19 protein-coding genes are annotated in these 20,760 nt (G+C 70.0%); 11 read left to right on the top strand and 8 right to left on the bottom strand.

What is annotated here, in order from left to right; translation table 11 throughout:
• Positions 1 to 29 precede the first annotated feature (29 nt).
• From grpE to ACZ4S3_RS21045, 3 genes are all read right to left on the bottom strand, one after another.
• Positions 30 to 668, bottom strand: a complete 639-nt coding sequence (gene grpE, locus ACZ4S3_RS21055; RefSeq protein WP_467936310.1) for a nucleotide exchange factor GrpE — start codon at positions 666 to 668, stop codon at positions 30 to 32.
• Complete coding sequence (dnaK, locus tag ACZ4S3_RS21050; RefSeq protein ID WP_467936308.1) at positions 665 to 2,548, bottom strand: molecular chaperone DnaK; 1,884 nt, start codon at positions 2,546 to 2,548, stop codon at positions 665 to 667. Before dnaK ends, grpE begins: the two co-directional genes overlap by 4 nt.
• Positions 2,549 to 2,812: 264 nt before the next feature.
• Complete coding sequence (locus ACZ4S3_RS21045; protein WP_467936306.1) at positions 2,813 to 4,195, bottom strand: pyridoxal phosphate-dependent decarboxylase family protein; 1,383 nt, start codon at positions 4,193 to 4,195, stop codon at positions 2,813 to 2,815.
• Positions 4,196 to 4,316: 121 nt separating this feature from the next.
• On the opposite strand from ACZ4S3_RS21045, the gene ACZ4S3_RS21040 reads away from it, so the two are divergent.
• On the top strand, positions 4,317 to 5,672 hold the full coding sequence (locus tag ACZ4S3_RS21040) for an aminotransferase-like domain-containing protein (protein WP_467936304.1): 1,356 nt from the start codon (positions 4,317 to 4,319) through the stop codon (positions 5,670 to 5,672).
• 44 nt (positions 5,673 to 5,716) lie between these two features.
• On the opposite strand, the gene ACZ4S3_RS21035 is transcribed toward ACZ4S3_RS21040, so the two are convergent.
• Both ACZ4S3_RS21035 and ACZ4S3_RS21030 read right to left on the bottom strand, forming a co-directional pair.
• The gene (locus ACZ4S3_RS21035) at positions 5,717 to 6,409 is read right to left on the bottom strand and encodes a response regulator (RefSeq protein WP_467936302.1); all 693 of its coding nucleotides are present in this window, start codon (positions 6,407 to 6,409) and stop codon (positions 5,717 to 5,719) included.
• Between the two features lie 16 nt (positions 6,410 to 6,425).
• Positions 6,426 to 8,120, bottom strand: a complete 1,695-nt coding sequence (locus ACZ4S3_RS21030) for a sensor histidine kinase (protein ID WP_467936300.1) — start codon at positions 8,118 to 8,120, stop codon at positions 6,426 to 6,428.
• 412 nt (positions 8,121 to 8,532) lie between these two features.
• Between ACZ4S3_RS21030 and ACZ4S3_RS21025 the strand changes: the two genes are divergently transcribed.
• From ACZ4S3_RS21025 to ACZ4S3_RS21015, 3 genes are all read left to right on the top strand, one after another.
• Entirely contained in the window at positions 8,533 to 9,348 is an 816-nt protein-coding gene (locus ACZ4S3_RS21025; RefSeq protein WP_467936298.1) for an ABC transporter ATP-binding protein, read from the top strand.
• Complete coding sequence (locus ACZ4S3_RS21020) at positions 9,338 to 10,210, top strand: ABC transporter permease (RefSeq protein WP_467936296.1); 873 nt, start codon at positions 9,338 to 9,340, stop codon at positions 10,208 to 10,210. The genes ACZ4S3_RS21025 and ACZ4S3_RS21020 overlap by 11 nt, the downstream gene beginning before the upstream one ends.
• 92 nt (positions 10,211 to 10,302) lie before the next feature.
• Positions 10,303 to 11,331, top strand: coding sequence for an ABC transporter substrate-binding protein (locus tag ACZ4S3_RS21015; RefSeq protein WP_467936294.1), 1,029 nt, complete (start codon positions 10,303 to 10,305; stop codon positions 11,329 to 11,331).
• A gap of 17 nt (positions 11,332 to 11,348) precedes the next feature.
• Here ACZ4S3_RS21015 and ACZ4S3_RS21010 read toward each other — a convergent pair whose 3' ends face one another.
• Together ACZ4S3_RS21010 and ACZ4S3_RS21005 are read right to left on the bottom strand one after the other, a co-directional pair.
• Entirely contained in the window at positions 11,349 to 12,617 is a 1,269-nt protein-coding gene (locus ACZ4S3_RS21010; RefSeq protein ID WP_467936292.1) for an acyl-CoA dehydrogenase family protein, read from the bottom strand.
• A gap of 297 nt (positions 12,618 to 12,914) precedes the next feature.
• Complete coding sequence (locus tag ACZ4S3_RS21005; RefSeq protein WP_467936290.1) at positions 12,915 to 13,373, bottom strand: RrF2 family transcriptional regulator; 459 nt, start codon at positions 13,371 to 13,373, stop codon at positions 12,915 to 12,917.
• 190 nt (positions 13,374 to 13,563) lie between these two features.
• Here ACZ4S3_RS21005 and ACZ4S3_RS21000 point away from each other — a divergent pair, with 190 nt between their 5' ends.
• From ACZ4S3_RS21000 to ACZ4S3_RS20985, 4 genes are all read left to right on the top strand, one after another.
• Entirely contained in the window at positions 13,564 to 13,677 is a 114-nt protein-coding gene (locus ACZ4S3_RS21000) for a putative leader peptide (RefSeq protein ID WP_467936288.1), read from the top strand.
• Positions 13,678 to 13,982: 305 nt separating this feature from the next.
• On the top strand, positions 13,983 to 14,879 hold the full coding sequence (locus ACZ4S3_RS20995; RefSeq protein WP_467936286.1) for a glutathione S-transferase C-terminal domain-containing protein: 897 nt from the start codon (positions 13,983 to 13,985) through the stop codon (positions 14,877 to 14,879).
• 442 nt (positions 14,880 to 15,321) lie between these two features.
• A complete protein-coding gene (locus ACZ4S3_RS20990) occupies positions 15,322 to 16,362 on the top strand; it encodes a histone H1-like repetitive region-containing protein (protein WP_467936284.1) in 1,041 nt (346 codons plus the stop codon).
• Positions 16,363 to 16,368: 6 nt separating this feature from the next.
• Positions 16,369 to 17,367, top strand: a complete 999-nt coding sequence (locus ACZ4S3_RS20985; RefSeq protein ID WP_467936282.1) for an SRPBCC family protein — start codon at positions 16,369 to 16,371, stop codon at positions 17,365 to 17,367.
• Between the two features lie 179 nt (positions 17,368 to 17,546).
• Here the strand turns inward: ACZ4S3_RS20985 and ACZ4S3_RS20980 are convergent, their stop codons facing one another.
• The gene (locus tag ACZ4S3_RS20980; RefSeq protein ID WP_467936280.1) at positions 17,547 to 18,434 is read right to left on the bottom strand and encodes a universal stress protein; all 888 of its coding nucleotides are present in this window, start codon (positions 18,432 to 18,434) and stop codon (positions 17,547 to 17,549) included.
• Positions 18,435 to 19,055: 621 nt separating this feature from the next.
• Between ACZ4S3_RS20980 and ACZ4S3_RS20975 the strand changes: the two genes are divergently transcribed.
• From ACZ4S3_RS20975 to ACZ4S3_RS20965, 3 genes are all read left to right on the top strand, one after another.
• Positions 19,056 to 19,490 carry a gas vesicle protein GvpO gene (locus ACZ4S3_RS20975; RefSeq protein WP_467936278.1) on the top strand — a complete coding sequence of 145 codons (435 nt, stop codon included), beginning with the start codon at positions 19,056 to 19,058 and terminating at the stop codon, positions 19,488 to 19,490.
• An 82-nt stretch (positions 19,491 to 19,572) separates the two neighbouring features.
• Entirely contained in the window at positions 19,573 to 20,028 is a 456-nt protein-coding gene (locus ACZ4S3_RS20970; RefSeq protein WP_467936276.1) for a gas vesicle structural protein GvpA, read from the top strand.
• A 3-nt stretch (positions 20,029 to 20,031) separates the two neighbouring features.
• Positions 20,032 to 20,745 carry a GvpL/GvpF family gas vesicle protein gene (locus ACZ4S3_RS20965; RefSeq protein ID WP_467936274.1) on the top strand — a complete coding sequence of 238 codons (714 nt, stop codon included), beginning with the start codon at positions 20,032 to 20,034 and terminating at the stop codon, positions 20,743 to 20,745.
• The last annotated feature ends 15 nt before the right edge of the window (positions 20,746 to 20,760 follow it).

Below are 20,760 nucleotides of genomic sequence, written 5' to 3'. Positions count from 1 at the left end.
GCGTACGGGGGGATGACGTGCGCGCCGCGTCAGCGTTCACCGACGGGCGCCTCACCCGTGACCGCCACCTGGGCGGGCCGTAGGAGCCGGCCGCCGACCCGGTAGCCAGGGCGCAGGACGGCGGTGCACATGGCGCGTTCGACCTGGCCGCCGGGAATATCGGCTGGTGTGTAGGTGACCGCCTCGTGGCGGGTCGGGTCGAAGGGAGCCCCCGGCGTACCGAAGGATTCCAGGCCCAGCGCCGCCAGTTCGGCTTCCAGCGCCTCGGCGACGTGCCGGAAGCCGCCGGTCAACTCGCCCTGCTCGGCGGCCTCGGTGAGGGCATCGAGTACGGGCAGCAGCCGGCCCAGCACGTTCGCCACGGCGATCTCGCCGACCGCCAGGCGATCGCGGCGGACCCGCTTGCGGTAGTTGTCGTACTCCGCCTTCAGCCGCTGCAGATCGGCTGTGCGCTCGCGCAGCTCGGCGCGCAGCCCGTCCTCCAGGGACACCGGCCGTGCGGCCGCGGGGCCGGGGCCGGGGCCGGATGCCGTGCGGCTGTCCGTATCGGCGGTGTCCGTGCGGGGAGAGGCGCGGGGCGGGAGCACGGCGGGGCTGTCGTGCGGCCGGTCCCTGACGATCGCCAGCGGCGGATGGGGGAGGCCACGGATGTCGGTCGGACGGTTCATCGGGAGCTTCCCTCCTGCTTGTCGTCGTCGACGATCTCCGCGTCAACGACATCGTCCCGGTCACCGCCGGCCGCGCCCGAACCGCCCTGGCCGGCGTCCGTGGCCGCGTCCTGCGCCTGCGCCTGGCCGTACATGGCCTGGCCCAGCTTCTGGGAGACGGTGGCGAGCTTCTCCGTGGCGGTGCGGAGCTCGGCGGTGTCGTCGCCTTCGGCGGACGCGCTCTTGAGCTTCTCCTTCAGCTCGCCGACGGCGGTCTCGACCTCGGTCTTCGTCTCGGCGGGGACCTTGTCCTCGTTGTCCTTGAGGAACTTCTCGGTCTGGTAGACGAGCTGCTCGGCCTGGTTGCGGGTCTCGGCGGCCTCGCGCCTGCGGCGGTCCTCCTCGGCGTGCCGTTCGGCCTCACGGACCATCCGGTCGATGTCGTCCTTCGGCAGCGAGGAGCCGCCGGTGACGGTCATCTTCTGCTCCTTGCCCGTGCCGAGGTCCTTGGCCGTGACGTGCATGATGCCGTTGGCGTCGATGTCGAAGGAGACCTCGATCTGCGGCAGGCCCCGCGGGGCCGGCGGCAGACCGGTCAGCTCGAACATCCCGAGCTTCTTGTTGTACGCCGCGATCTCGCGCTCACCCTGGAATACCTGGATCTGCACCGAGGGCTGGTTGTCGTCGGCCGTCGTGAAGATCTCCGACCGCTTCGTGGGAATGGTGGTGTTCCGCTCGATGAGCTTGGTCATGATGCCGCCCTTGGTCTCGATACCGAGGGACAGCGGGGTGACGTCCAGCAGGAGGACGTCCTTGACCTCGCCCTTGAGGACGCCGGCCTGCAGCGTGGCACCGAGGGCGACGACCTCATCCGGGTTGACGCCCTTGTGCGGATCCTTGCCGGTCAGCTCCTTGACCAGCTCCGTTACCGCCGGCATCCGGGTCGAGCCGCCGACCAGGATGACGTTGTTGATGTCGGAGACCTTGATCCCCGCATCCTTGACCGCGTTGTGGAAGGGGGCCTTGCAGCGCTCCAGAAGGTCGGCGGTCAGCTGCTCGAACTGGGCGCGCGTGAGCTTCTCGTCCATGTGCAGCGGCCCGTCGGGCGTCGCGCTCAGATACGGCAGATTGATCGTGGTCTCGGTCGCCGCCGACAGCTCGATCTTCGCCTTCTCGGCGGCCTCGCGCAGCCGCTGGGTGGCCATTTTGTCCTGGGAGAGGTCGATGCCGTAGGCGTTCTTGAACTGCTTGGCCAAGTAGTCGACGACGCGCTGGTCCCAGTCGTCGCCACCGAGATGGGTGTCGCCGTTGGTCGCCTTCACCTCGACGACGCCGTCGCCGATCTCCAGCAGCGAGACGTCGAAGGTGCCGCCACCGAGGTCGAAGACCAAGATCGTCTGGTCGTTCTCCTTGTCCAGGCCGTAGGCCAGCGCCGCGGCGGTCGGCTCATTGACGATCCGCAGCACCTTCAGGCCCGCGATCTCCCCGGCCTCCTTGGTCGCGGTGCGCTGTGAGTCATTGAAGTAGGCCGGGACGGTGACGACGGCATCCGTCACGTCCTCGCCCAGGTACTGCTCGGCGTCGCGCTTGAGCTTCTGCAGCACCCGTGCGGAGATCTCCTGCGCGGTGTAGCGCTTGCCGTCGATGTCACCGCTCTCGGGGAAGCGCCACTGCGCGTCGCCCATGTGCCGCTTGACCGACCGGGCGGTGCGATCGACGTTGGTCACGGCCTGCCGCTTGGCGATCTCACCGACCAGTACATCGCCGCCCTTGGCGAACCCGACGACCGACGGCGTCGTCCGGGCCCCCTCGGCGTTGGTGATGACGGTGGGCTCACCGCCCTCCATCACGCTGACCACCGAGTTCGTCGTACCAAGGTCGATACCCACTGCACGTGCCATGGTCCTCTCCTCACCTTGCGGCCACCCGCTCCCGGAGCGGTCGCCAACTCGGGGCAGCGATGCTGCGCCGTACGGTCCACCACACAGGCCCTCTCGCCTGCTGGTACGGAGAGCAAGCCACCTACACCATCTGCATAATTCGTGCCAACACGCCTGTCAAGATGCTCCGAATTCGTGGCAAATAGGCCGTATGGCTAACGTCGGCCCGTGCCGGCCGCCCGGGAGGGAGGGATACCGGGTGGCCGGCCGCGGCGCGATGACGATTCAGAGTGTCCCGACGGCACGCTCCAGCGCCCCGGCAACCCGCCGGGCGTCCTCGTCCGTGGTGCGCCAGTTGCTGAACGCGGCCCGCAGGGCGGGCTGTCCGGCGTACACGGTCGGGGTCAGGAAGGCCTCGGGCGCCAGCTCGTGGGCGAGGGCGGCGAGCCGTTCGGAGGTGGGGTCATCGGCCAGGGTGAAGCAGACGACGTTCAGCCGGACCGGTGCCAGCAGGCGCAGTCCCGCGATGTTCTCGACGGCGGCGCCGAGGGTGCAGGCGCAGGCCACGCAGCGTTCGACGATCTCGCGGTGGCCGTCGCGTCCGTACGCGCGCAGCGTGAACCAGGTCGCGAGCGCACGCAGCCGCCGGGAGTTCTCCGGGGTGAGATGGACGAGGTCGGGATCCGCGCCCAGCGGGCCCAGATAGGCGGCCGCGTTCTTGAACACCCGGGCCTGCAGATCCTGGCGGCGGGTGAACTGCACCGCGCTGTCATACGGCACATTCAGCCATTTGTGCAGGTCAACGCAGAGCGAGTCGGCCAGGTCGAGGCCGGCGACCAGAGGGGCGTGCTCGGGGGAGAGCGCGGCGAAGGCGCCGAAGGCGGCATCGACGTGCAGCCAGAAGCCGTAGCGGTCGCGCAGCGCGGCGATGGCCCGCAGATCGTCGAAGTCGACGGTGTTGACCGTACCGGCGTTGGCCACGACGACGCACGGTCCGTCCGCCTCCCGCAGCGCCGCTTCCAGCGCCGCCGGATCCACCGCCTCCCGTCCGGGGAGGGTCGCCACCGTCCGCAGGGCCGCGCGGCCCAGGCCGAGCAGGGACAGGCCCTTGGCCACGCTGGAATGCGGGCTGCCCGACAGGACGCGCACGGTCCCCAGGGCGGCCACCCCGGCCTCGGCGGGCGAGACGCCTCGCCGCTCGCCGAGCCATTCACGGGCGATCGCCAGACCGACCGTGTTGGACATGGTGGCACCGCTGACCATGGCCCCTTCGTGGTGCTCGGACAGGCCGAACAGCTCCCGCAGCCAGCCGACCGTCTCCCGTTCGAGATGCTGGCCGGCGGCGTCCAGCGACGACATCGAGTTCTGGTCCGCGGTCGCGGTCAGCCAGTCGCCGGCCAGCGCGGCGGGCGTCACACCACCGGTGACGAATCCGAGGTAGCGCGGCCCGGCGCTCGCCGACAGTCCCGGTTGCCAGCGGGCGGCGAACTCCCGCAGGGCACCGGGCAGTCCAATGGCCTCCCCAGGGAGCGGCACGGTGTCCGGAGCCGGCACATCCGGTACGACCGGAGCCTTGGAGAGGCCGTCGAGAAGGGCCGCGGCATGCCGCTGGGTGGCCTCCAAGAGGTCCGGCAGATCGGCGAGGTCATCGGCGAGTCGCGGGTGCATACGGGCTCCGTTCACAGGGTGCGCAGGGCACACAGGTGTGCATCGAGGCTGGTCCGCCATGACGCTAGTCCGCTGACGCCCCTTCCTCCTGGTCCAATCATGGGAAACTGGACCGGTGCGGATGAGCGATGAGCAGCTGGTCAGGGGCCTGGGGGAGTGGCGCAGACCCGGCGTCCCGCTGGCCGGGGCGCTGGCCGGTGCCGTACGGGAAGCGGTCCTGGACGGCCGGCTGCGGACCGGTGCCGCACTGCCCGCCGAGCGCCGGCTGGCCGCCGTCCTCGGGGTCAGTCGCGGTACGGTCACCGCCGCACTGGACCGGCTGCGCGACGGCGGATGGGTACACACCCGGCACGGCAGCGCCAGCACGGTCCGGCTCCCACCCGAGGCGGCCGAACGGATCGCCCCCGTCTCCGCGACCGGGGAGACCAGCTCCCTCGATCTGCGCCGCGCCGTACCGGCCGCCCCGCGGACGGCCTATCTGGCGGCGACCCAGCGCGCCGCCGGACGCCTGGTCCCGTTGCTGGCCCAGGACGGCGAGCCGGGCCCCGGCCTGCCCGCCCTCCGTCAGCTCATCGCCGAGCGGCACACCGACGAGGGCCTGCCCACCCGCCCCGAGCAGATCCTGATCACCTCCGGGGCACGGGCCGCGCTCGCCCTGCTCTGCGCCCAGCTGCGCCCGCGCGTCGCGGCCGTGGAGGTCCCCACGTACTTCGACGCGCTCCACGTGCTGCGCGGCGCCGGTGCGCGCACGGCCGGCCTCCGGGTCACCACCGACGGCTGGGACCTCGACCAGGTCGCGGCGGCGCTGCGTGCCGCGCACGGCGGACTCGCCTACCTCGTACCGGACTTCCAGAACCCGACCGGCGCGCTGATGTCCGCCCGCACCCGCCGTACGGTCGCCGAACTGGCCGCCCGGCACGACGTCACCGTCGTCGTGGACGAGACCCTGCGCGACCTCGACCTGCGCGAGGAGCCCCGCCCGCAGCCGCGGATCCGCCGTGCCGTGCTCATCGGCTCGGCCGCCAAGTCGGTATGGGGCGGGCTGCGTGTCGGCTGGATCCGCGGGCCCGCACGCCTCATCGCCGAACTGAGCGGCAACGCGCTGTGCGGACCGCTGTCCGCGGCACCGATGCAGCAGCTGGTCGCCTTGGAGCTGCTGACCGACCCCCACCCCGTACTGACTCGCCGCCGGGCCGAACTACGCCTCCAGCGCGACCACTTGAGCAAGCTGCTCGCCGGTGACGACCGCTGGCGGTTCACCCTCCCGCCCGGCGGGCTCGCTCTATGGCTGCGGCTGACGGACATCCGCGCCGACACGGTCATCGAGCGGGCCCGCGCCCATCGCCTCGACCTCTCCGCCGGCCCCCGCTTCGCCGCGGACGCCACCCTCACCCATCACCTCCGTGTGCCGTTCACCCCGCCGCCCGACGTCCTCGACGACATCGCGGGGGTGCTGGACCGGGTGTGCCGGGGGTGAGGGCGGCGCGGGTGTTCCCCGCCGCGGGCCCGCGCTATGGCCGGTTACCGCCCGCTCGCCCAGCGGTAGCGGTGTTCCGGCCGCCCGGTGTCGCCGTATTTGAGGGTCAGGGTGATGTGGCCGCTGCGTTCGAGGTGTTTGAGGTAGCGCTGGGCGGTGGAACGGCTCACGCCCGCGCGTTCGGCCACCTCGTGGGCGGAGAGCGGGTGGCCGGCCTCGCCGAGGACATGGCGGATGAGGTCGACGGTCGCCGCCGAATGGCCTTTGGGGAGTTCCGTGTGCGGGGAGTCGGCGGTACGGAAGGCCCCGAAGATCCGGTCCACCTGTTCCTGGCCGGCCTCGCCGCGCCCGCCGACACCCGCGACGGTCCGGCGCAGCGCGGCATAGCCCTCGAGCTTGGCGCGCAACCCGGAGAAGCCGAACGGCTTGACGAGGTATTGCAGCGCGCCGCAGCGCATCGCGTCCTGGACGGTGACCACATCGCGGGCCGCCGTCACCATGATCACGTCGGCGTGGTGGCCGAGTTGGCGCAGCCGCCGCATCAGGGCCAGGCCCGTCTCGTCCGGCAGATAGTGGTCGAGCAGCACCAGATCGACGTGCGTGCGCTCCAGGGTGGCCAGCGCCTGTGCGGCGGTGTGGGCGCGGCCGGTGACGCGGAAGCCCGGTACCTGGGACACGTAGGCGGCGTTGATCTCGGCGACATGGAAGTCGTCGTCCACCACAAGGACGTCGATCATGGAGACCCTCCAACGGTCATCGTGGCTCCGCGGCGGCCGTGAGCCGGGTACCGGGGGCGCCGTCCTCCAGGGCGAGGGCCTCCGGCAGTACGACGGTGAACACCGCGCCGCCGCCCGCGCGAGCGGTCACCCGGGCCATTCCGCCGTACCGTTCGGCCAGCCGGCGCACCAGCGCGAGGCCGATGCCCCGGCCGCGGTGGGCGGCCGCGGGAGGGGCGAGCTTGGTGGACCAGCCCTCGGTGAAGATCGCGTCGCGCATCGCGGGCGGCACACCGGGCCCGGTGTCCGAGACCCGCAGCACGGCCGTGCCGCCTTCGGCCCGCAGCTCCACCTCGACGAACGGCTCGGCGCACGCGTCGGCGCGGCGGTGCTCGGCGATGGCGTCCAGCGCGTTGTCGAGGAGATTGCCGAGTACGGTCACCAGGTCGCGCGGGTCGACGACCGCATCGGGCAGCAGCGTCGCGGCCGACACCCGTAGCGACACCCCGCGTTCGGCCGCGATGGCCGCCTTGCCGACGAGCAGCGCGGAGAGCAGCGGGTCGTGCACCCGCTCGGCGATCTGCTCCGCGGACGCCCGGTGGGCGCCGGCCACCTGGGCGACGAACTCCACCGCCTTCTCGTGCCGGCCGAGTTCGAGCAGCCCGCGCAGCGTGTGCAGCTGGTTGGCGTGCTCGTGGTCCTGCGCGCGCAGGGCATCCAACAGGCCCTGGGTGCTGTCCAGTTCACGGCCGAGCAGCTCCAGTTCGGTGCGGTCGCGCAGGGTCACCACCGCGCCGCCGTCCCGCGTCGGCACCCGGTTGGCGACCAGTACCCGCCCACCGCTGACGGCCAGCAGGTCCGCCCCGGCCACCCGCCCGGTCAGCACATCCGTCGTCCGGCCTGGCGGCAGCACCTCCTCCAGGGCCCGCCCGGCGGCCGCCGTATCGAGGCCGAGCAGCCGCCCGGCCTCGTCGTTGACCAGCCGGATCCGGCCGTGCCGGTCGCAGGCCACCACGCCCTCACGGATGCCGTGCAGCATCGCCTCCCGCTCATCGAGCAGCGCGGAGATATCGGCGAAGGCGACACCGTGCGTACGGCGCCGCAGACGGCGGGAGACGACGACCGCGGCCAGCACGCCGACGGCCAGTGCCGCGCCCGCGTACCGCAACACCCCGGGGAGGGTGCCGAGCAGCCGCCCCCGGACGCTGTCGTAGGCGATACCGACCGACACCGCGCCGACGATCCGGCCGCGGTCGTCGCGCAGCGGCACCTTGGCGCGGGCCGAACGCCCCAGCGTGCCCGTGTCGATCCCCCGTACCTCCTGCCCGGCGAGGGGCCGGGCCGGATCGGTGGAGACATGCCGCCCGATTTCGGCGGTGTTGGTGTGCGACCAGCGCACCCCGCGCATGTCCATCACCACGATGTACAGCGCCCCCGTCGCCGTACGGATCCGCTCCGCGTCCGCCTGTACCGGCCCGCGCGGATCCGGCCCGGTGGTGACCAGCTCCCGGGCGAGGTCGGGATCGGCCGCGGCGGTCTGGGCGATCGACAGTGCCCGCCGCATCGCCTGATCGTCGAGCTCGGAGCCGAGCGGGGCGAGGAACAGGCCGGTGGCGAGCACCATCACCCCGGTGGTGATGCTCACCTGCACGGTCAGAACCTGCGCGAAGATCCGACGGGGCCGACGGGGCCGACGGGACTGGCGGGGCCGTCCGGGCCAGTGGATGCGCATACGGTCCCTCCCTGTCTCCCGTAGCTCCCGCAGCTCCCGGACCTCCGCACCTTTTGCGGAACCGGCTCATCCGTATGACGTGGCGATTCCCGCACGGTAAGCCGTGCGTGACCGGATGCCCACCCCTCGGTAAGGCTTCCGTCGTTCTAAGGGCTGTCCCGTAATGCCTGGCGGGCGCACGACGACAGCTACGGCACCTCGCCGCGTTGTCGGAACGTCCGGATACGCCCAGTATCCGGACGTCCCTCCGCCTTACGATGCACCGCATCTGACGCCGTGCGCTGATCCACCAGGCATTACGGGACAGCCCTTAGCGTGAGCAAAACGAGCACAACAGGGATTGCGCGCAGAAAGGCGGCTTGCGCCCACAAGGCTGCCGCGCCGGCCCGGATCGCTCCTAGCCTCCCGGTCCATGAACAGCCACCCCAGCCCCGCGATCGAACTGCGGGGAACGAGCAAGGCATTCCGGACCCCGTCGGGAGCGCTGCACACCGCAGTCCGGGACCTGGACCTGGTCGTCGAACGAGGTGAATTCGTCGCCGTGGTCGGGCCCACCGGGTGCGGAAAATCCACCACGCTGACGCTGATCAGCGGGCTGGAGGAGCCCACGGTCGGCGAGGTGCTGGTCGCCGGTGAGCCGGTCCGCGGCATCGGCGACAAGATCGGGTTCGTCTTCCAGCAGGACGCGGTCTTCCCCTGGCGCACCGTCCTGTCCAATGTGATGGCCGGCCCCCGCTTCCGTGGCGTACCGAAGCCCGAGGCGAAGGAGCGGGCGCGCGAGTGGCTCGCCAGGGTCGGACTGGCCGCCTTCGAGGACCGCTATCCGCACCAGCTCTCCGGTGGCCAGCGCAAACGCGTCGCCCTCGCCGCGACCTTCGTCAACGACCCCGAACTGCTGCTCATGGACGAGCCGTTCTCCGCCCTCGATGTACAGACCCGCGCCCTGATGTCGGACGAACTCCTCGAGCTGTGGTCGGGAACCGGCGCCTCCGTCGTCTTCGTGACGCACGACCTGGAGGAGTCGATCGCCCTCGCCGACAAGGTGGTGGTGATGACGGCGGGCCCCGCGACCGTCAAGGAGGTGTTCGCCATCGACCTGCCACGGCCCCGCAAGGTCGAGTCGGTGCGGCTCGAGCCGCGGTTCATCGAGATCTACCGCGAGATCTGGTCCTCGCTCGGCGAAGAGGTACGGATCACCCGCGAGAGGGGCGCCGCAGATGTCGCCTGAGACCGTTGCCCTGACGAAGTCCGGCGCGGGGGTGGACCGTACGGACCGCGCACAGGCCAGGGCCCGCGCCGCCCGCAACCACAAACTGCTCGTCCACGGCACCCGGGTGCTGCTCCTCATCGGCCTGATCGGGCTCTGGGAAGGGCTGGCCAGGACCGCCGTCATCGACCCCTTCAACTTCTCGATGCCCTCGAAGATCTGGGACCAGATGAGCCAGTGGGCGCTGCACGGCACCCCGCAGGGCTCACTGTGGGAGCAGATCTGGTACACGCTCTACGAGGCGCTCCTCGGCTGGGTCATCGGTGTGATCGGCGGTGTGGTGCTGGGCATCGCGCTCGGCCGGGTCCGCTTCCTGGCCGATGTGCTCGGCCCGTACATCAAGGTGCTCAACGCGCTGCCGCGGATCGTCCTCGCCCCGATCTTCCTCATCTGGTTCGGCCTCGGCCCGGCCTCCAAGGTCGCCTCCGCCGTCGTACTCGTCTTCTTCCCGGTCTTCTTCAACGCCTTCCAGGGCGCCCGGGAGGTCGACCGCAACCTGGTCGCCAACTCCCGGATCCTCGGCGCCAGTCCCCGCCAGGTCACCCTGCAGGTCGTGATCCCCTCCGCCACCTCCTGGATCTTCACCAGCCTGCATGTCAGCTTCGGCTTCGCCCTGATCGGCGCGATCGTCGGCGAGTACATCGGCGCGACCAAGGGCCTCGGCCTGCTGGTCGCCGCCTCGCAGGGCACCTTCAACGCGGCCGGTGTCTACGCGGCCATGGTGATCCTCGCCGTCGTCGCCCTGCTCGCCGAAGGGCTGCTGGCCTTCCTCGAAAAGCGGCTCTTCCGCTGGAAGCCGGCCGACGCCGGCGCCGACCGCTGAGCCACCCAAAACTCCTCAAGCAGCCCAAACCCCTCGAGCCACCCAAACCCCCTCAGTCCCCTTCCCCAGGACCTTCTCCCAAGGACGTGATCATGCGCACTCCACTCAAGCTGTCGGCCGCCGCCCTCGCTCTGGCCACCCTCACCGCCTGCGGCGGCGGTGGCTCCCCGGCCGCCGGCTCCGACGCCAAGGACGGCAACGTCAAGATCATGGTCGGCGGCCTCGACAAGGTCATCTACCTCCCCGCGAGACTCACTCAGCAGCTCGGCTACTTCAAGGCAGAAGGCCTCGACGTCACGTTGCTCACCGAACCGGCGGGCGTACAGGCCACCACCTCACTCGTCTCCGGCGATGTGCAGGGCGTCGTCGGGTTCTACGACCACACCCTCGATCTCCAGGTCAAGGGCAAGCAGGTGGAATCGGTGGTGCAGCTCGCCCACGCCCCCGGTGAGGTCGAGGTCGTCTCGAACAAGGCGGCGGGCGATCTGACCTCACCCAAGGACTTCAAGGGCAAGAAGCTCGGCGTCACGGGCCTCGGCTCGTCCACCGACTTCCTGACCAAATACCTCGCGGTGAAGAACGGCGTACAGACGAATGAGTTCACGCCGGTGGCGGTCGGCGCCGGCCAGACCTTCCTCTCGGCCCTCCAACAGGGCTCGATCCAGGGCGGAATGACGACCGACCCGACGGTCGCGCAGGTCGTGAACAAGAAACTCGGCAAGGTCCTCGTCGACATGCGCACCCCCGAAGGTTCGAAGCAGGCACTCGGCGGGCCGTACCCCTCCTCCAGCCTCTACATGAACGCCGACTGGGTGAACAGCCACAAGGAAACGGTGCAGAAGCTGGCCAACGCCTTTGTGAAGACTCTCAAGTGGATGTCCACCCACACCCCGGAGCAGATCGCCGCGAAGATGCCGTCCGATTACGCACAGGGCGGTAAGCAGCTGTACGCCCAGGCGATCAAGGACACCCTGCCGATGTTCACCAAGGACGGCGTGATGCCGTCCGACGGGCCCGCCACCGTCGAGCGCGTCCTCAAGGCCTTCAACCCCAACCTGAAGAACGCCACGGTGGACCTGAAGAAGACCTACACCACGGAATTCGTCAAGAAGTCGGGCTGACCGGGCGCGGAAGCCGGTCAGGCGCGCAGCGTCAAGGACGGATGTGTCCCGTTCAGATAGTGGTCGCCGAGGTCGCGGAGGCTATGGGTGGGGGAGGTCTGCGCCGTCAGGACGCGCGCGTTGCGCCAGAACCTGTCGAAGCCAGGTCCCTCGGCGGGGAGGTCGGCGGCGTCCGTGAGCTCCATGATGCGGGTGGTGATCTGCATGGCGGATTTACTGGTGACGGCCTCGGCCGCGGCGACCAGGACGGCGATGTCGGCGCGCTCCTCGACGTCCAGGTCCTGTCCCTTGTCGAGGCCTTTCGCCAGGGCTTCCGTCGCCGGTTCGACGACCGATGCGGCGGTGTGGGCCGCGGCCACCAATTCCCCGTAGGCGAGGAGCAGGTAGGGATCCCTGCCTGGGCGGTCGGCGTACGCGCCGTCGTCCGGAACCGTCACCGGCCAGGAGCGCGGTGTGGCGCGGCTGAAGTCCCGCGCCTCGGCCAGCGCGCCTTCGGCGATTCCCAGGCCGACGTGGACGAGGGCGAGCCGGAGCGCCAACGGGGCGAGAGCGGCGAAGGGAGAGAGGTCGTGCTCGTCGCGTGGGACGGCGCCGAGCACCTGGCCGGTGTCCACCGGGACGCTGTCGAATCCGATGCTGCCGGCTCCGGTGAGGCGCTGCCCGAGGCGGTCATGCGCCGGGTCGGCCGCTACGGCGGGGTGGGCCGGGTCCACCAGCACGATCCGCGGCTCGCCCGTTTCGGTGCACAGCGCGCCGAGCACCAGGCGGTCGGCGACGGCCACCCCCGCGGCAAAGGCCTTGCGCCCGTTGAGGGCGTAGCCGCCTGGGGTGGGGGTGAGGGTGAGTTCGGCGCTGGACTCCTCCGCCCCCGTCCCCGGGACGTCGGTGCTGCCGCCCCAGAGCCACTGCTCCTCGGCCGCTTGGAGTTCGAGCGCGTCGGCCCTGTCCGGGGTGCCGAAAAATCGTGCGCTCCACGACAGGACGTAGTGCCGGGCGAGCAGCTCGCCGATGGAGCTGTCGGCCGCCGCGATCTCCCGGACGACCGTACAAGCGGTACGCCAGTCACTTCCCCTGCGCAGCGGGCCGGGCGGCATCAGCAGGGCGGGCAGGCCGGCTTCGCGCAGCCGCGAGAGTTCGTCGAAGGGAGGCTTGCCCGCTCGGTCACGGGCCAGCGCGTCGACGGCGAGATCGTCCGCGAGTTCATGGGTGACGCGTGACCAGATCCCGTCCTCCGTCAAGGGGTCGGCCTGGAGGGAGGCGGGGAGTGCTGCGGACTTCTTCGGCATGGCGCCGTTTCACCGTCCTGTCGGGTCGGATGGGCCGGTGAGCCTCGGCCGGGAAGAGGCGCGGAGGGGCGGAGGAGCGGTGGCACGGATCGGCGCTCTCACGGCCGCCACCACCTCTCGTTCCCTAGTTTTCCCACTGGATTGGTAGGGAATAAGAATGCTTCCGGACTCCGGGCGGAGCAAGGGGTGTTCAAGGGATGGACAGCCCGTGGTCGGAATCCGGACCGGATGACAGCTGAGCCGTCGACCGGACGAGGAGAGACCCGCTTCCCGGGCGTGCGTCCCGCGGGACAGCCCTTAGGGGTTTGTCCAGGAGGCGGGGTCCTCGGTCAGCGCCGATACCCGGGTGGGCAGTTCGGCGGCCGCGACATCGGCCAGCGACACACCGTCGAGGATCTGGCGGACGTTGGCCCGCAGCGCCACCCACAGCGGGAGCAGCGACTCGGCGGGGCCGGTGTAGGACAACTCCGGCGGGCGGACGCCACGTACCGACACCAGTGGCCCGTCCACGACCCGGATCACATCCGCGATGCTGATGGCCTCCGCGGGCTTCGCCAGCCGATAGCCGCCGTTGCCGCCGCGCTGGCTGAGGACGAGTCCGCCCCGGCGCATGTCGTTGAGGATGCCTTCGAGGAACTTGTGTGGAATGTCCTGAGCGTCCGCGATGGCCTCGGCCTTCAGCGGCCCCGCATCCCGGGCATCAGCGAGTTGCAGCGCGGCCCGCACCGCATAGTCCGCTCTGGCTGAAATCCGCATGCGTCCATTATCCCGTAGGGGCGCGGGAGAGGGGCCCCCGGGTTTATTCCCTGCCGATCGACCGGTCCGCCGGCATCGCCACCGGGCCCTACGTCGGTCCACGGCCGCGCACCACCCTTGACGCGGCCCGCCGGCGGCTCGACACTCAGGGGCGGGAACCCTAGCGAACGGGTGGGAAATCATGGGGTGTATGGCGCTGGACACCGACCGCGCGGTCTGCGCGGCCCAGCCGCTCCCCCTTCTCACCTCGCGCCGGCACATCGATCTGCTGCGCGTCTGCAGCGCGGCCAGTCCCCTCAGTTGAGGCAATCCGGCTGAGGCGATCGCGGCTCGAGCCCCCTTCCGCTGCCTGCCTGCCTGCCTTCCCGTCCGCCCGACTGCTGTCGCGTGACGCATCCACTCCGCACCCGGGGCTGCGCTCGGCCCAAGCCGAGGCGACCTCCAGCCGCTGCCGGGCTGGGTCGTCCACCTGCCCATACACCGGCCGTACGCCGGCGCCCACGTCCAGTCGCACGCCAGTCCCCACATCCGCCCATACGCCGGCCCGTGCACCCGTCCGTACGTCCGTGAAAACGGCCCGTGAAAACGGCCCAGATGTCAGGAGCCCGTATGACCGCTACGCCCGCTACGACCAGCGCGTCTGCCACGTCCCAGACCTCCGCGCCATCCCTCCGGGGCAGGATCGGCTGCGATGCACGCAGCGGCCACTACGCCGTGCCACACCGCTACCGTCTGCATCTCTCGCTGTCCTGTCCGGACTGTCTGAGAATCGCCGTTACGCACAGCCTCCTGAGCCTCGGTTACGCCCTCCCGGTGACGTTGCTGCCCGTCGTCCCCGACGCTCCGGGAGGCGAATTCCTTTCGCTGCGCCCGCTGTACGAGGCCAGCTCGCACCAGCACCCCGGGCCGGCCGCGGCGCCGGTGCTCAGTGACGGATGGACGGGGCGGATCGTCAGCACGCACGCGCCCGACATCCTGCGCGACCTGGCCGAGCGGTTCGGCGGCGAGGGCCCTGCGCTGTATCCGCACCATGCCCGGAACGACATCGAGGAGATCGGGCGGCTCTGCGAGGACACCATCAACGAGGCCGCGCAGCGCGCCGGCCGACTCGGCGCCGACAGCGCGGAGTATGAGACCGCGCTGGCCACCCTGCTGCGTGCGCTGGACTCCCTGGAGCGGCGGCTGGCCGGCCGCGACTTCGTGCTGGGCGGTGAACTCACCGCTGCGGACGTGCAGTTGTGGGTGACGCTGGTACAGCTCGACACCGTGCACCGCTGCCACCTGGATGCCGCCGCGGTACACCGCATCGCCGACCACCGACAGCTGTGGTCGTATGCCCGCCGCCTTGCCGCCCTCCCCGCCTTCGGCTCCCACCTCGACCTGGAGGGCATCGCGCGCCGGCATCATGCCCGCTGCCAGGGGCACGAGTCCGCGGGCGCTGCGGTGCAGATCGTGGACTGGGCGGCGGCACGCCGGTCCGGCCCTGTCGCGCTTGGCCCCCGTTGACGGGGGACGGGGGACGCGGGACAGGGGACGGCGTGACGGCGTGACGGCGAGTGGGGCGGCTGCTACGGCCAATTGGCAATGCGCCGGTGCCGAGCTGATCCCGTGATTCCCGGCTCGGCTCCCGGCTGATTCCCGTGACTCCCGGCTGTTCTTTTTGGCGTGAGCGATCGCGGGCCGCCCTTACGCAACGTGGCGACCCGGTGGCCGAAGTCGCACGCGCGCCCGCGCCCCACCACGCAGCACAATCACCCCACTCCACAGTGTCACCTCATGGCCGCTCGGGATGCGTAGGTCAGGACCCGGCCCACTCTTGAAATATGGGAGAGCAATCCCGGACGCACGCCGTGCCGCTGTGTTGAGGCGTTCGGACGTGAGGGGGATGGCCGCTCGACTGTTGCACGGGCGCCGGTCGGCCGCATGCCGATGAAGAGGTGATGCACGTATGAATGACGGGTCCAAGGTCCTGCTCGGCGCTGCTCTGCTCGGCGGCTACGTTCTGGGCCGTACGAAAAAGGGGCGGTTCGCTCTCACCGTGGCTTCCTACCTCGCCGGGCACCAATTCGGGCTTGAGCCGCGCCAGCTCGTAGTGGAAGGGGTCAAGAAGCTCAGCGAGATACCCCAGGTCACGGAGCTGGTTGAGCAGCTGCGCGGGGAAGTCATGGACGCCGGCCGGCAGGCCGTCACGGCTGCCGCCAACCGCCAGCTGGCGACGCTCGCCGACACGCTCCACGACCGCACCCTCCAACTCGAGAGCGGTGAGGAAGAGCCGGAAGAGGAGTACGAGGAGGAAGGCGCAGAGGAGGAGGAAGAGGAGCCGGAAGAGGAAGAGGAGGAAGAAGCGGAGGGAGAGGAGGAAGAGGAGGAGGAAGAGCCGGAGGAAGAAGAGCCGGAAGAGGAAGAGCCCGAAGAGGAAGAGGAAGAAGAGGAACCCGAAGAGGAAGAAGAGGAGGAGCCGGAGGAGGAGCCGAGGCGGCGTCCCCGCCGTCGTGCTGCGCGAGAACCCTCGAAGGCGGCTCCGGAAAAGCGGGCGGGAAAGAAGTCGGCAGCGAAGAGGCCGGCTCCCTCCAGGAAGGCTGCGGCGAAGAAGACCGCAGCGAAGAAGCAGCCCCCGGCCAAGAAGACCGCAGCGGAGAAGGCCCCGGCAAAGAAGGCTCCGGCGAAGAAGACCGCGGCCAAGAAGTCGGCTCCGGCGAAGAAGTCGGCTCCCGCCAAGAAGGCCACGGCCAAGAAAACCGCCGGCAGGAAGTCGGCCCCGGCCAAGAAGACCGCAGCCAAGAAGACGACGGCTAAGAAGACCGCGGCGAAGAAGGCCCCCGCCAAGAAGGCCCCCGCCAAGAAGGCCCCCGCCAAGAAGGCCCCCGCCAAGAAGGCGCCAGCCAAGAAGGCGGCCGGACGGAAGCAAGCGGCTTCGTCGAGTAAGAAGACAGCCTCGTCGAAGAGGGCTGCCAAGAAGACATCATCGCGCGCCGAGCGCCGGAGGTAGCCGGTCATGGCCAAGACGGAACAGGAAAACGGCGGTGCAGGAGACTCGGGAATCGATCGACTGCGCGGCGAGCTCGGGAATTACGTGAACGCCTGGGTGGGGAATCTGGCCGAGAAGGCCGGTGACAAGCTGGTCGATGTGACGGACCAGCTTTCCGATGTCGCCGAGAACGGCGGGTCTCTGGCCAATATCGGGGCCAACCTCCTCAAGGGTGACTCTCCGATCAAGGCCGCGGTCACCGGGAAATTGAAGGACGTCAAGGACAACGTCCTGGGCAAGGCCAAAGAAGCCCTCGGTGGCGGAAAGGGAGGTAAGTCGGGAGATACGAAGGTCACCAACATCATCGAAGTGCTCGATGTCGGTGTGCCGGTACGCACTGCCTACGATCACTGGACGCAGTACGAGAAGTTCAGCAGCTTCACCAAAGGCGTACGCAGCGTATCGCGGAGCGATGACTCCACTAGCGACTGGAAGGCCAAGGTCGGCCCGTCAACCAGGAGTTGGAAGGCGACCGTCCAGGAGCAGATACCGGACGACCGCATCGTCTGGACGTCCGAGGGCGCCAAGGGATCGACCCGGGGTGCCGTCAGTTTCCACGAACTGGCACCCAATCTGACCCGGATCGTTCTGGTCGTCGAGTACTACGCCTCGGGTTTCTTCGAGAAAACCGGAAATCTGTGGCGAGCTCAGGGGCGTCGGCTGAGGCTGGACTTCAAACACTTCCAGCGCTACGTCAGCCTCACCGAGGAAGAGGCGGAGGGCTGGCGCGGAGAAATTCGCGACGGCGAGGTCGTACGGACCCACGAAGAGGCCATCGAGGACGAAGAAGCCGAGGACGAAGAAGCCGAGGGCGGCGACCGCGAGGACTACGACGAGGATGAGGAAGAGGACGAGGAAGGCGAGGAAGGCGAGGAATCTGACGAGGAGGAGGACGGCGGCGCCGAGGACAGTGACTGGGAAGAGGCCGACGAAGAGGGCTACGACGAAGCAGACGAAGAGAAATGAGCGGACCTTCGGTCCACCCCGGTGACGCCATTTCCACGCCGCCATGAGCCAGGTCCCCGCATCTTCGTCGAACGTCGGCCCCAGCCGGGTCCTATGAGCGAGTCACCTCGTAGTCGGGCGGTAGACCACCGCGGCCACCACTCGGGTACGCCCGCGTCTCGCCCAGGTGCCGTCCGGCCTCATGAAGCATCCGTGCAGGGAACCACGGCCACCGGGCACCCCGACGTATGCAGCGCCTCGCCGCTGAGGGATCCCAGCATCAGCCGCCGTAGTCCGCTGCGTCCGTGCGAGCCGACAACCAGCAGGGCGGCGTGCCGTGAGGCTTCTCGCAGGATGGTGGCGGGGCGGACGCGCTCGACGCGTGAGTGGACGTGGACCCCGGGGTAGCGGTCACGGCGCTTGGCGGTTTCGGCCTCGAGCACGAGCAGTGCCGCGTCGTCGAGGGCCTGGTAGTCGGGTGCCACCAGGCTCGGTCCGGCGGGAAGGTCGCTGGGGTGGAACGAGGCATGCAGTATCTCCAGCGGGGCGCCGCGCAGTTCGGCCTCTGCGAAGGCCAGGTCCAGGGCTTCTTCGGAGACATCGGAGATGTCCACCCCGGCGACGACGCGGTTTTCCGGAGCCGCGGGGGTCTCTCCGGGACGGACGACGATGACCGGGCAGCCGGCATGTGCGGCCACCTCCCAACTGACCGAGCCCAGGGGCAGGCGGGGGAAGCCGCCGTTTCCGTGGTGCCCGAGGACGAGGGCGGCCGCCCGGGAAGACCGGCTCAAGAGCTCCGCGGCGGCCCGGCCAGGTGTTGCCTCGGCGCTCACCGTCACGCCGGGGAACTCCGCCCGCACCAGCGCCTCGAGCGGCTCGACCACGCAACTGCCCGGCGCCGGGCCGGTCTCGTTTCCGTCTTCCGACAACCACCCTGCCGGGTCCGGCGATTCGGTGACATGGAGGAGGTGCAAGGGGCTGTTGTGGAGCTGGGCGTGGCGCGCGGCGTGCCGGACAACGGCCTCCTGGCCGCCCCCTTCGCCGATCCCCACCAGGACGGTACGGCCTGCCGTGACGACATCGTTCATCAGGCTGCTCCTGTTCGTATCGGGTACGCAGGCGAGCTCGTTGGCTCACTTGTTGGCTCGCTGGCGGTCCCTGCTACCCGTGATGTCCGGGGCTCAAGGCGGTGCAGATCAGCCGTTCGGTGACGGGGCAGGAGCGCGCAGCGGCGCCGCGAGAGGCTGGTGGGGGAGACCTCCGGCTCCGATACGCGGGCCACGGCGCGGGCCCCGCCCCCAGCGCCGTCGGCACAAACCGGCAGGCGGGCGGCCTCAACGCCGTGTGGTCACGCACTGACGCGACGTGGCTCACCGACCGCGAAACAAGCCGTCACCGGCCACCCGGGACCGTGGCTGATCCGAGCCGGTCCCGCTTCGCCATACGGCCCGGCAGGCTCCGCAAGCGCTACTCCGCCTCCCGGGCCCCAGGATTCGCGTCCGCTTCCCGTGCAGGACGTCCGGCTCCGTACCGGCTCGTCAGCCCCCTGGCCGGGCCTCGGCTCAATGAAGCCCCGCCGCGGCGGTACGGCGCCCGGCGAGACCGTCCGTCACGCCCAAGTTGCCCCATTCTCATGCCGTATATCATGTAATGGCGTCTCCCCGAAGGGAGCGCGGGCAACATGTCGTCTCCGATCCCGGAGAGAGAACATGGCCGCAGGTGAAGAGGACGGTACGGACCGAGTACGGCGTCCGTCCCGCAAGAAGACCGTCAAAAAGACCGCCAAGACGACTGCCCGGAAGACCGTCGCCCAGAAGGCCGATGACGACCGGGCCGGCAGCGGCAGTCCACAGAGCGAGAGCGCCACGAAAAAGGCGTCCCGCCGCGTTTCGGCGCCGCGGGCCATGCGGTACGCGGCCGAGCAGCTCCAGGAGCTGTTGGGGCGGGCCCCCGAGTCCGTCTCCGCGGTGAAGCCGACGGCCGAGGGCTGGCAGGCGGACGTGGAAGTTCTGGAGCTGGAACGCGTCCCCCAGACCACCAGCGTGATGGCGACCTACCGGGTGACGCTCGACGAGGAGGGCGAACTGGTGGCGTACGAGCGGATCGGCCGCTACACCCGAAGCCAGATCGACGGGCGTAGCTGATCGACAGGGAAGCTCCGTTCGCCAGGCGAACGGAACGGCGGCGCCCCGCCGAGGCAGGGGCGAGCCGACGAAAGGAGGCACCGTGACTGTGGTGCCGCAAGGCGGAGGAACCGTGTCCAGGGCGGGTGGGGGAGGTAGCGGAAACCTTTACGACATTCTCGATCTGATCCTGGACCGTGGCTTGGTCATCGACGTCTTTGTACGGGTGTCGCTGGTCGGCATCGAAATCCTCAAGATCGATGCCCGCATCGTCGTATCGAGCGTCGATACCTATCTGCGCTTCGCCGAGGCCTGCAACCGCCTCGACCTGGAGTCGGGAGACAAGGCGCCCAGCAAGTTGACGGACATCGTCGGCGAGGTGACCGAGGGCGGTGCCGAGGGCAAGGCCAAGGGCGCCCTGCAGGGGGCCGCGGAGGCGGTGTCCGACGCGGTCAAGGGAGGACGCGAGGACGACGAGGACTCCGAGAAGACGCAAAAGGAGCCCGCGGAGAAGCGGGAGCGGCCGGCTCGGCGGCCGGCCCGGCGCCGGAAGGAATGAGCTATGGCCGTGTACGTCTACTCCGTTGTTGCGAGCAGCCATCCCCAGAGCCTGGACGGCCTCGGCGGGGTAGGAGACCCGCCGGCCACCCTCCGCACGGTACGGAGCCGGAAACTGTCCGCAGTCGTGAGTGACGCTCCGGAGGGCCTGCGGCCCAAACGGCGGGACCTCGGCGCGCACCAGGCCGTACAGGAGCGGCTGATGGCCGACGGAACGGTGCTGCCGCTGCAGTTCGGCTTCACCGCCGACGACGACGAGGCCGTACGGGCGGTGCTGGATGAGCGCACGGAGGAGTTCACCGAACGACTGCAGGCGCTGGAGGGCTGCGCCGAATACCACCTGAAGGCGGCCCAGGACGAGGCGTCGCTGCTGCGCGAGATCCTCGGGGAGTCGGACGAGGCGCGCGGACTCAACGAGGAGATCAGGGGCGGCAACAACAGCCCGCAACTGCCGCTCGCTCTCGGTGAAGTGATCGCACAGGAAGTCGAGGCCCGCCACGACCGGCTGGCCGCCGCGGTCGCCGACGTACTGCGCGAATTCGCGCGGGAGGAGCAGTCGTCACCGGCGGCCGGGGACGACTTCTTGAATGTGTCGTTCCTGGTGGACCGGGACCACGAAGCGAAGTTCCTCGCCGCGGAGCAGGGGCTCGCGGCAGAGCTGGGTGAGGACTTCGACCTCCGGTTGCGCGGCCCGCTGCCCGCATACAGCTTCGTCTGAAGACGTCCAAGGAGT

It is taken from the genome of Streptomyces sp. NPDC028368 (assembly GCF_055565615.1).
Note: the sequence above shows the minus strand (reverse complement) of the source record. Positions and strands in the feature narration are given on the sequence as shown.

Excerpts from the sequence above, each read along its gene's own strand:
- ACZ4S3_RS20990 (WP_467936284.1), top strand. The coding sequence starts at position 15,322 with ATGAATGACGGGTCCAAGGTCCTGCTCGGCGCTGCTCTGCTCGGCGGC.
- ACZ4S3_RS21030 (WP_467936300.1), bottom strand. The coding sequence starts at position 8,120 with ATGCGCATCCACTGGCCCGGACGGCCCCGCCAGTCCCGTCGGCCCCGT.
- grpE (WP_467936310.1), bottom strand. The coding sequence starts at position 668 with ATGAACCGTCCGACCGACATCCGTGGCCTCCCCCATCCGCCGCTGGCG.
- ACZ4S3_RS21040 (WP_467936304.1), top strand. The coding sequence starts at position 4,317 with ATGAGCGATGAGCAGCTGGTCAGGGGCCTGGGGGAGTGGCGCAGACCC.
- ACZ4S3_RS20995 (WP_467936286.1), top strand. The coding sequence starts at position 13,983 with ATGACCGCTACGCCCGCTACGACCAGCGCGTCTGCCACGTCCCAGACC.
- ACZ4S3_RS21035 (WP_467936302.1), bottom strand. The coding sequence starts at position 6,409 with ATGATCGACGTCCTTGTGGTGGACGACGACTTCCATGTCGCCGAGATC.
- ACZ4S3_RS21045 (WP_467936306.1), bottom strand. The coding sequence starts at position 4,195 with ATGCACCCGCGACTCGCCGATGACCTCGCCGATCTGCCGGACCTCTTG.
- ACZ4S3_RS21020 (WP_467936296.1), top strand. The coding sequence starts at position 9,338 with ATGTCGCCTGAGACCGTTGCCCTGACGAAGTCCGGCGCGGGGGTGGAC.
- ACZ4S3_RS20965 (WP_467936274.1), top strand. The coding sequence starts at position 20,032 with ATGGCCGTGTACGTCTACTCCGTTGTTGCGAGCAGCCATCCCCAGAGC.
- ACZ4S3_RS21010 (WP_467936292.1), bottom strand. The coding sequence starts at position 12,617 with ATGCCGAAGAAGTCCGCAGCACTCCCCGCCTCCCTCCAGGCCGACCCC.
- dnaK (WP_467936308.1), bottom strand. The coding sequence starts at position 2,548 with ATGGCACGTGCAGTGGGTATCGACCTTGGTACGACGAACTCGGTGGTC.
- ACZ4S3_RS20980 (WP_467936280.1), bottom strand. The coding sequence starts at position 18,434 with ATGAACGATGTCGTCACGGCAGGCCGTACCGTCCTGGTGGGGATCGGC.
- ACZ4S3_RS20975 (WP_467936278.1), top strand. The coding sequence starts at position 19,056 with ATGGCCGCAGGTGAAGAGGACGGTACGGACCGAGTACGGCGTCCGTCC.
- ACZ4S3_RS21000 (WP_467936288.1), top strand. The coding sequence starts at position 13,564 with ATGGCGCTGGACACCGACCGCGCGGTCTGCGCGGCCCAGCCGCTCCCC.
- ACZ4S3_RS21025 (WP_467936298.1), top strand. The coding sequence starts at position 8,533 with ATGAACAGCCACCCCAGCCCCGCGATCGAACTGCGGGGAACGAGCAAG.
- ACZ4S3_RS21015 (WP_467936294.1), top strand. The coding sequence starts at position 10,303 with ATGCGCACTCCACTCAAGCTGTCGGCCGCCGCCCTCGCTCTGGCCACC.
- ACZ4S3_RS21005 (WP_467936290.1), bottom strand. The coding sequence starts at position 13,373 with ATGCGGATTTCAGCCAGAGCGGACTATGCGGTGCGGGCCGCGCTGCAA.
- ACZ4S3_RS20985 (WP_467936282.1), top strand. The coding sequence starts at position 16,369 with ATGGCCAAGACGGAACAGGAAAACGGCGGTGCAGGAGACTCGGGAATC.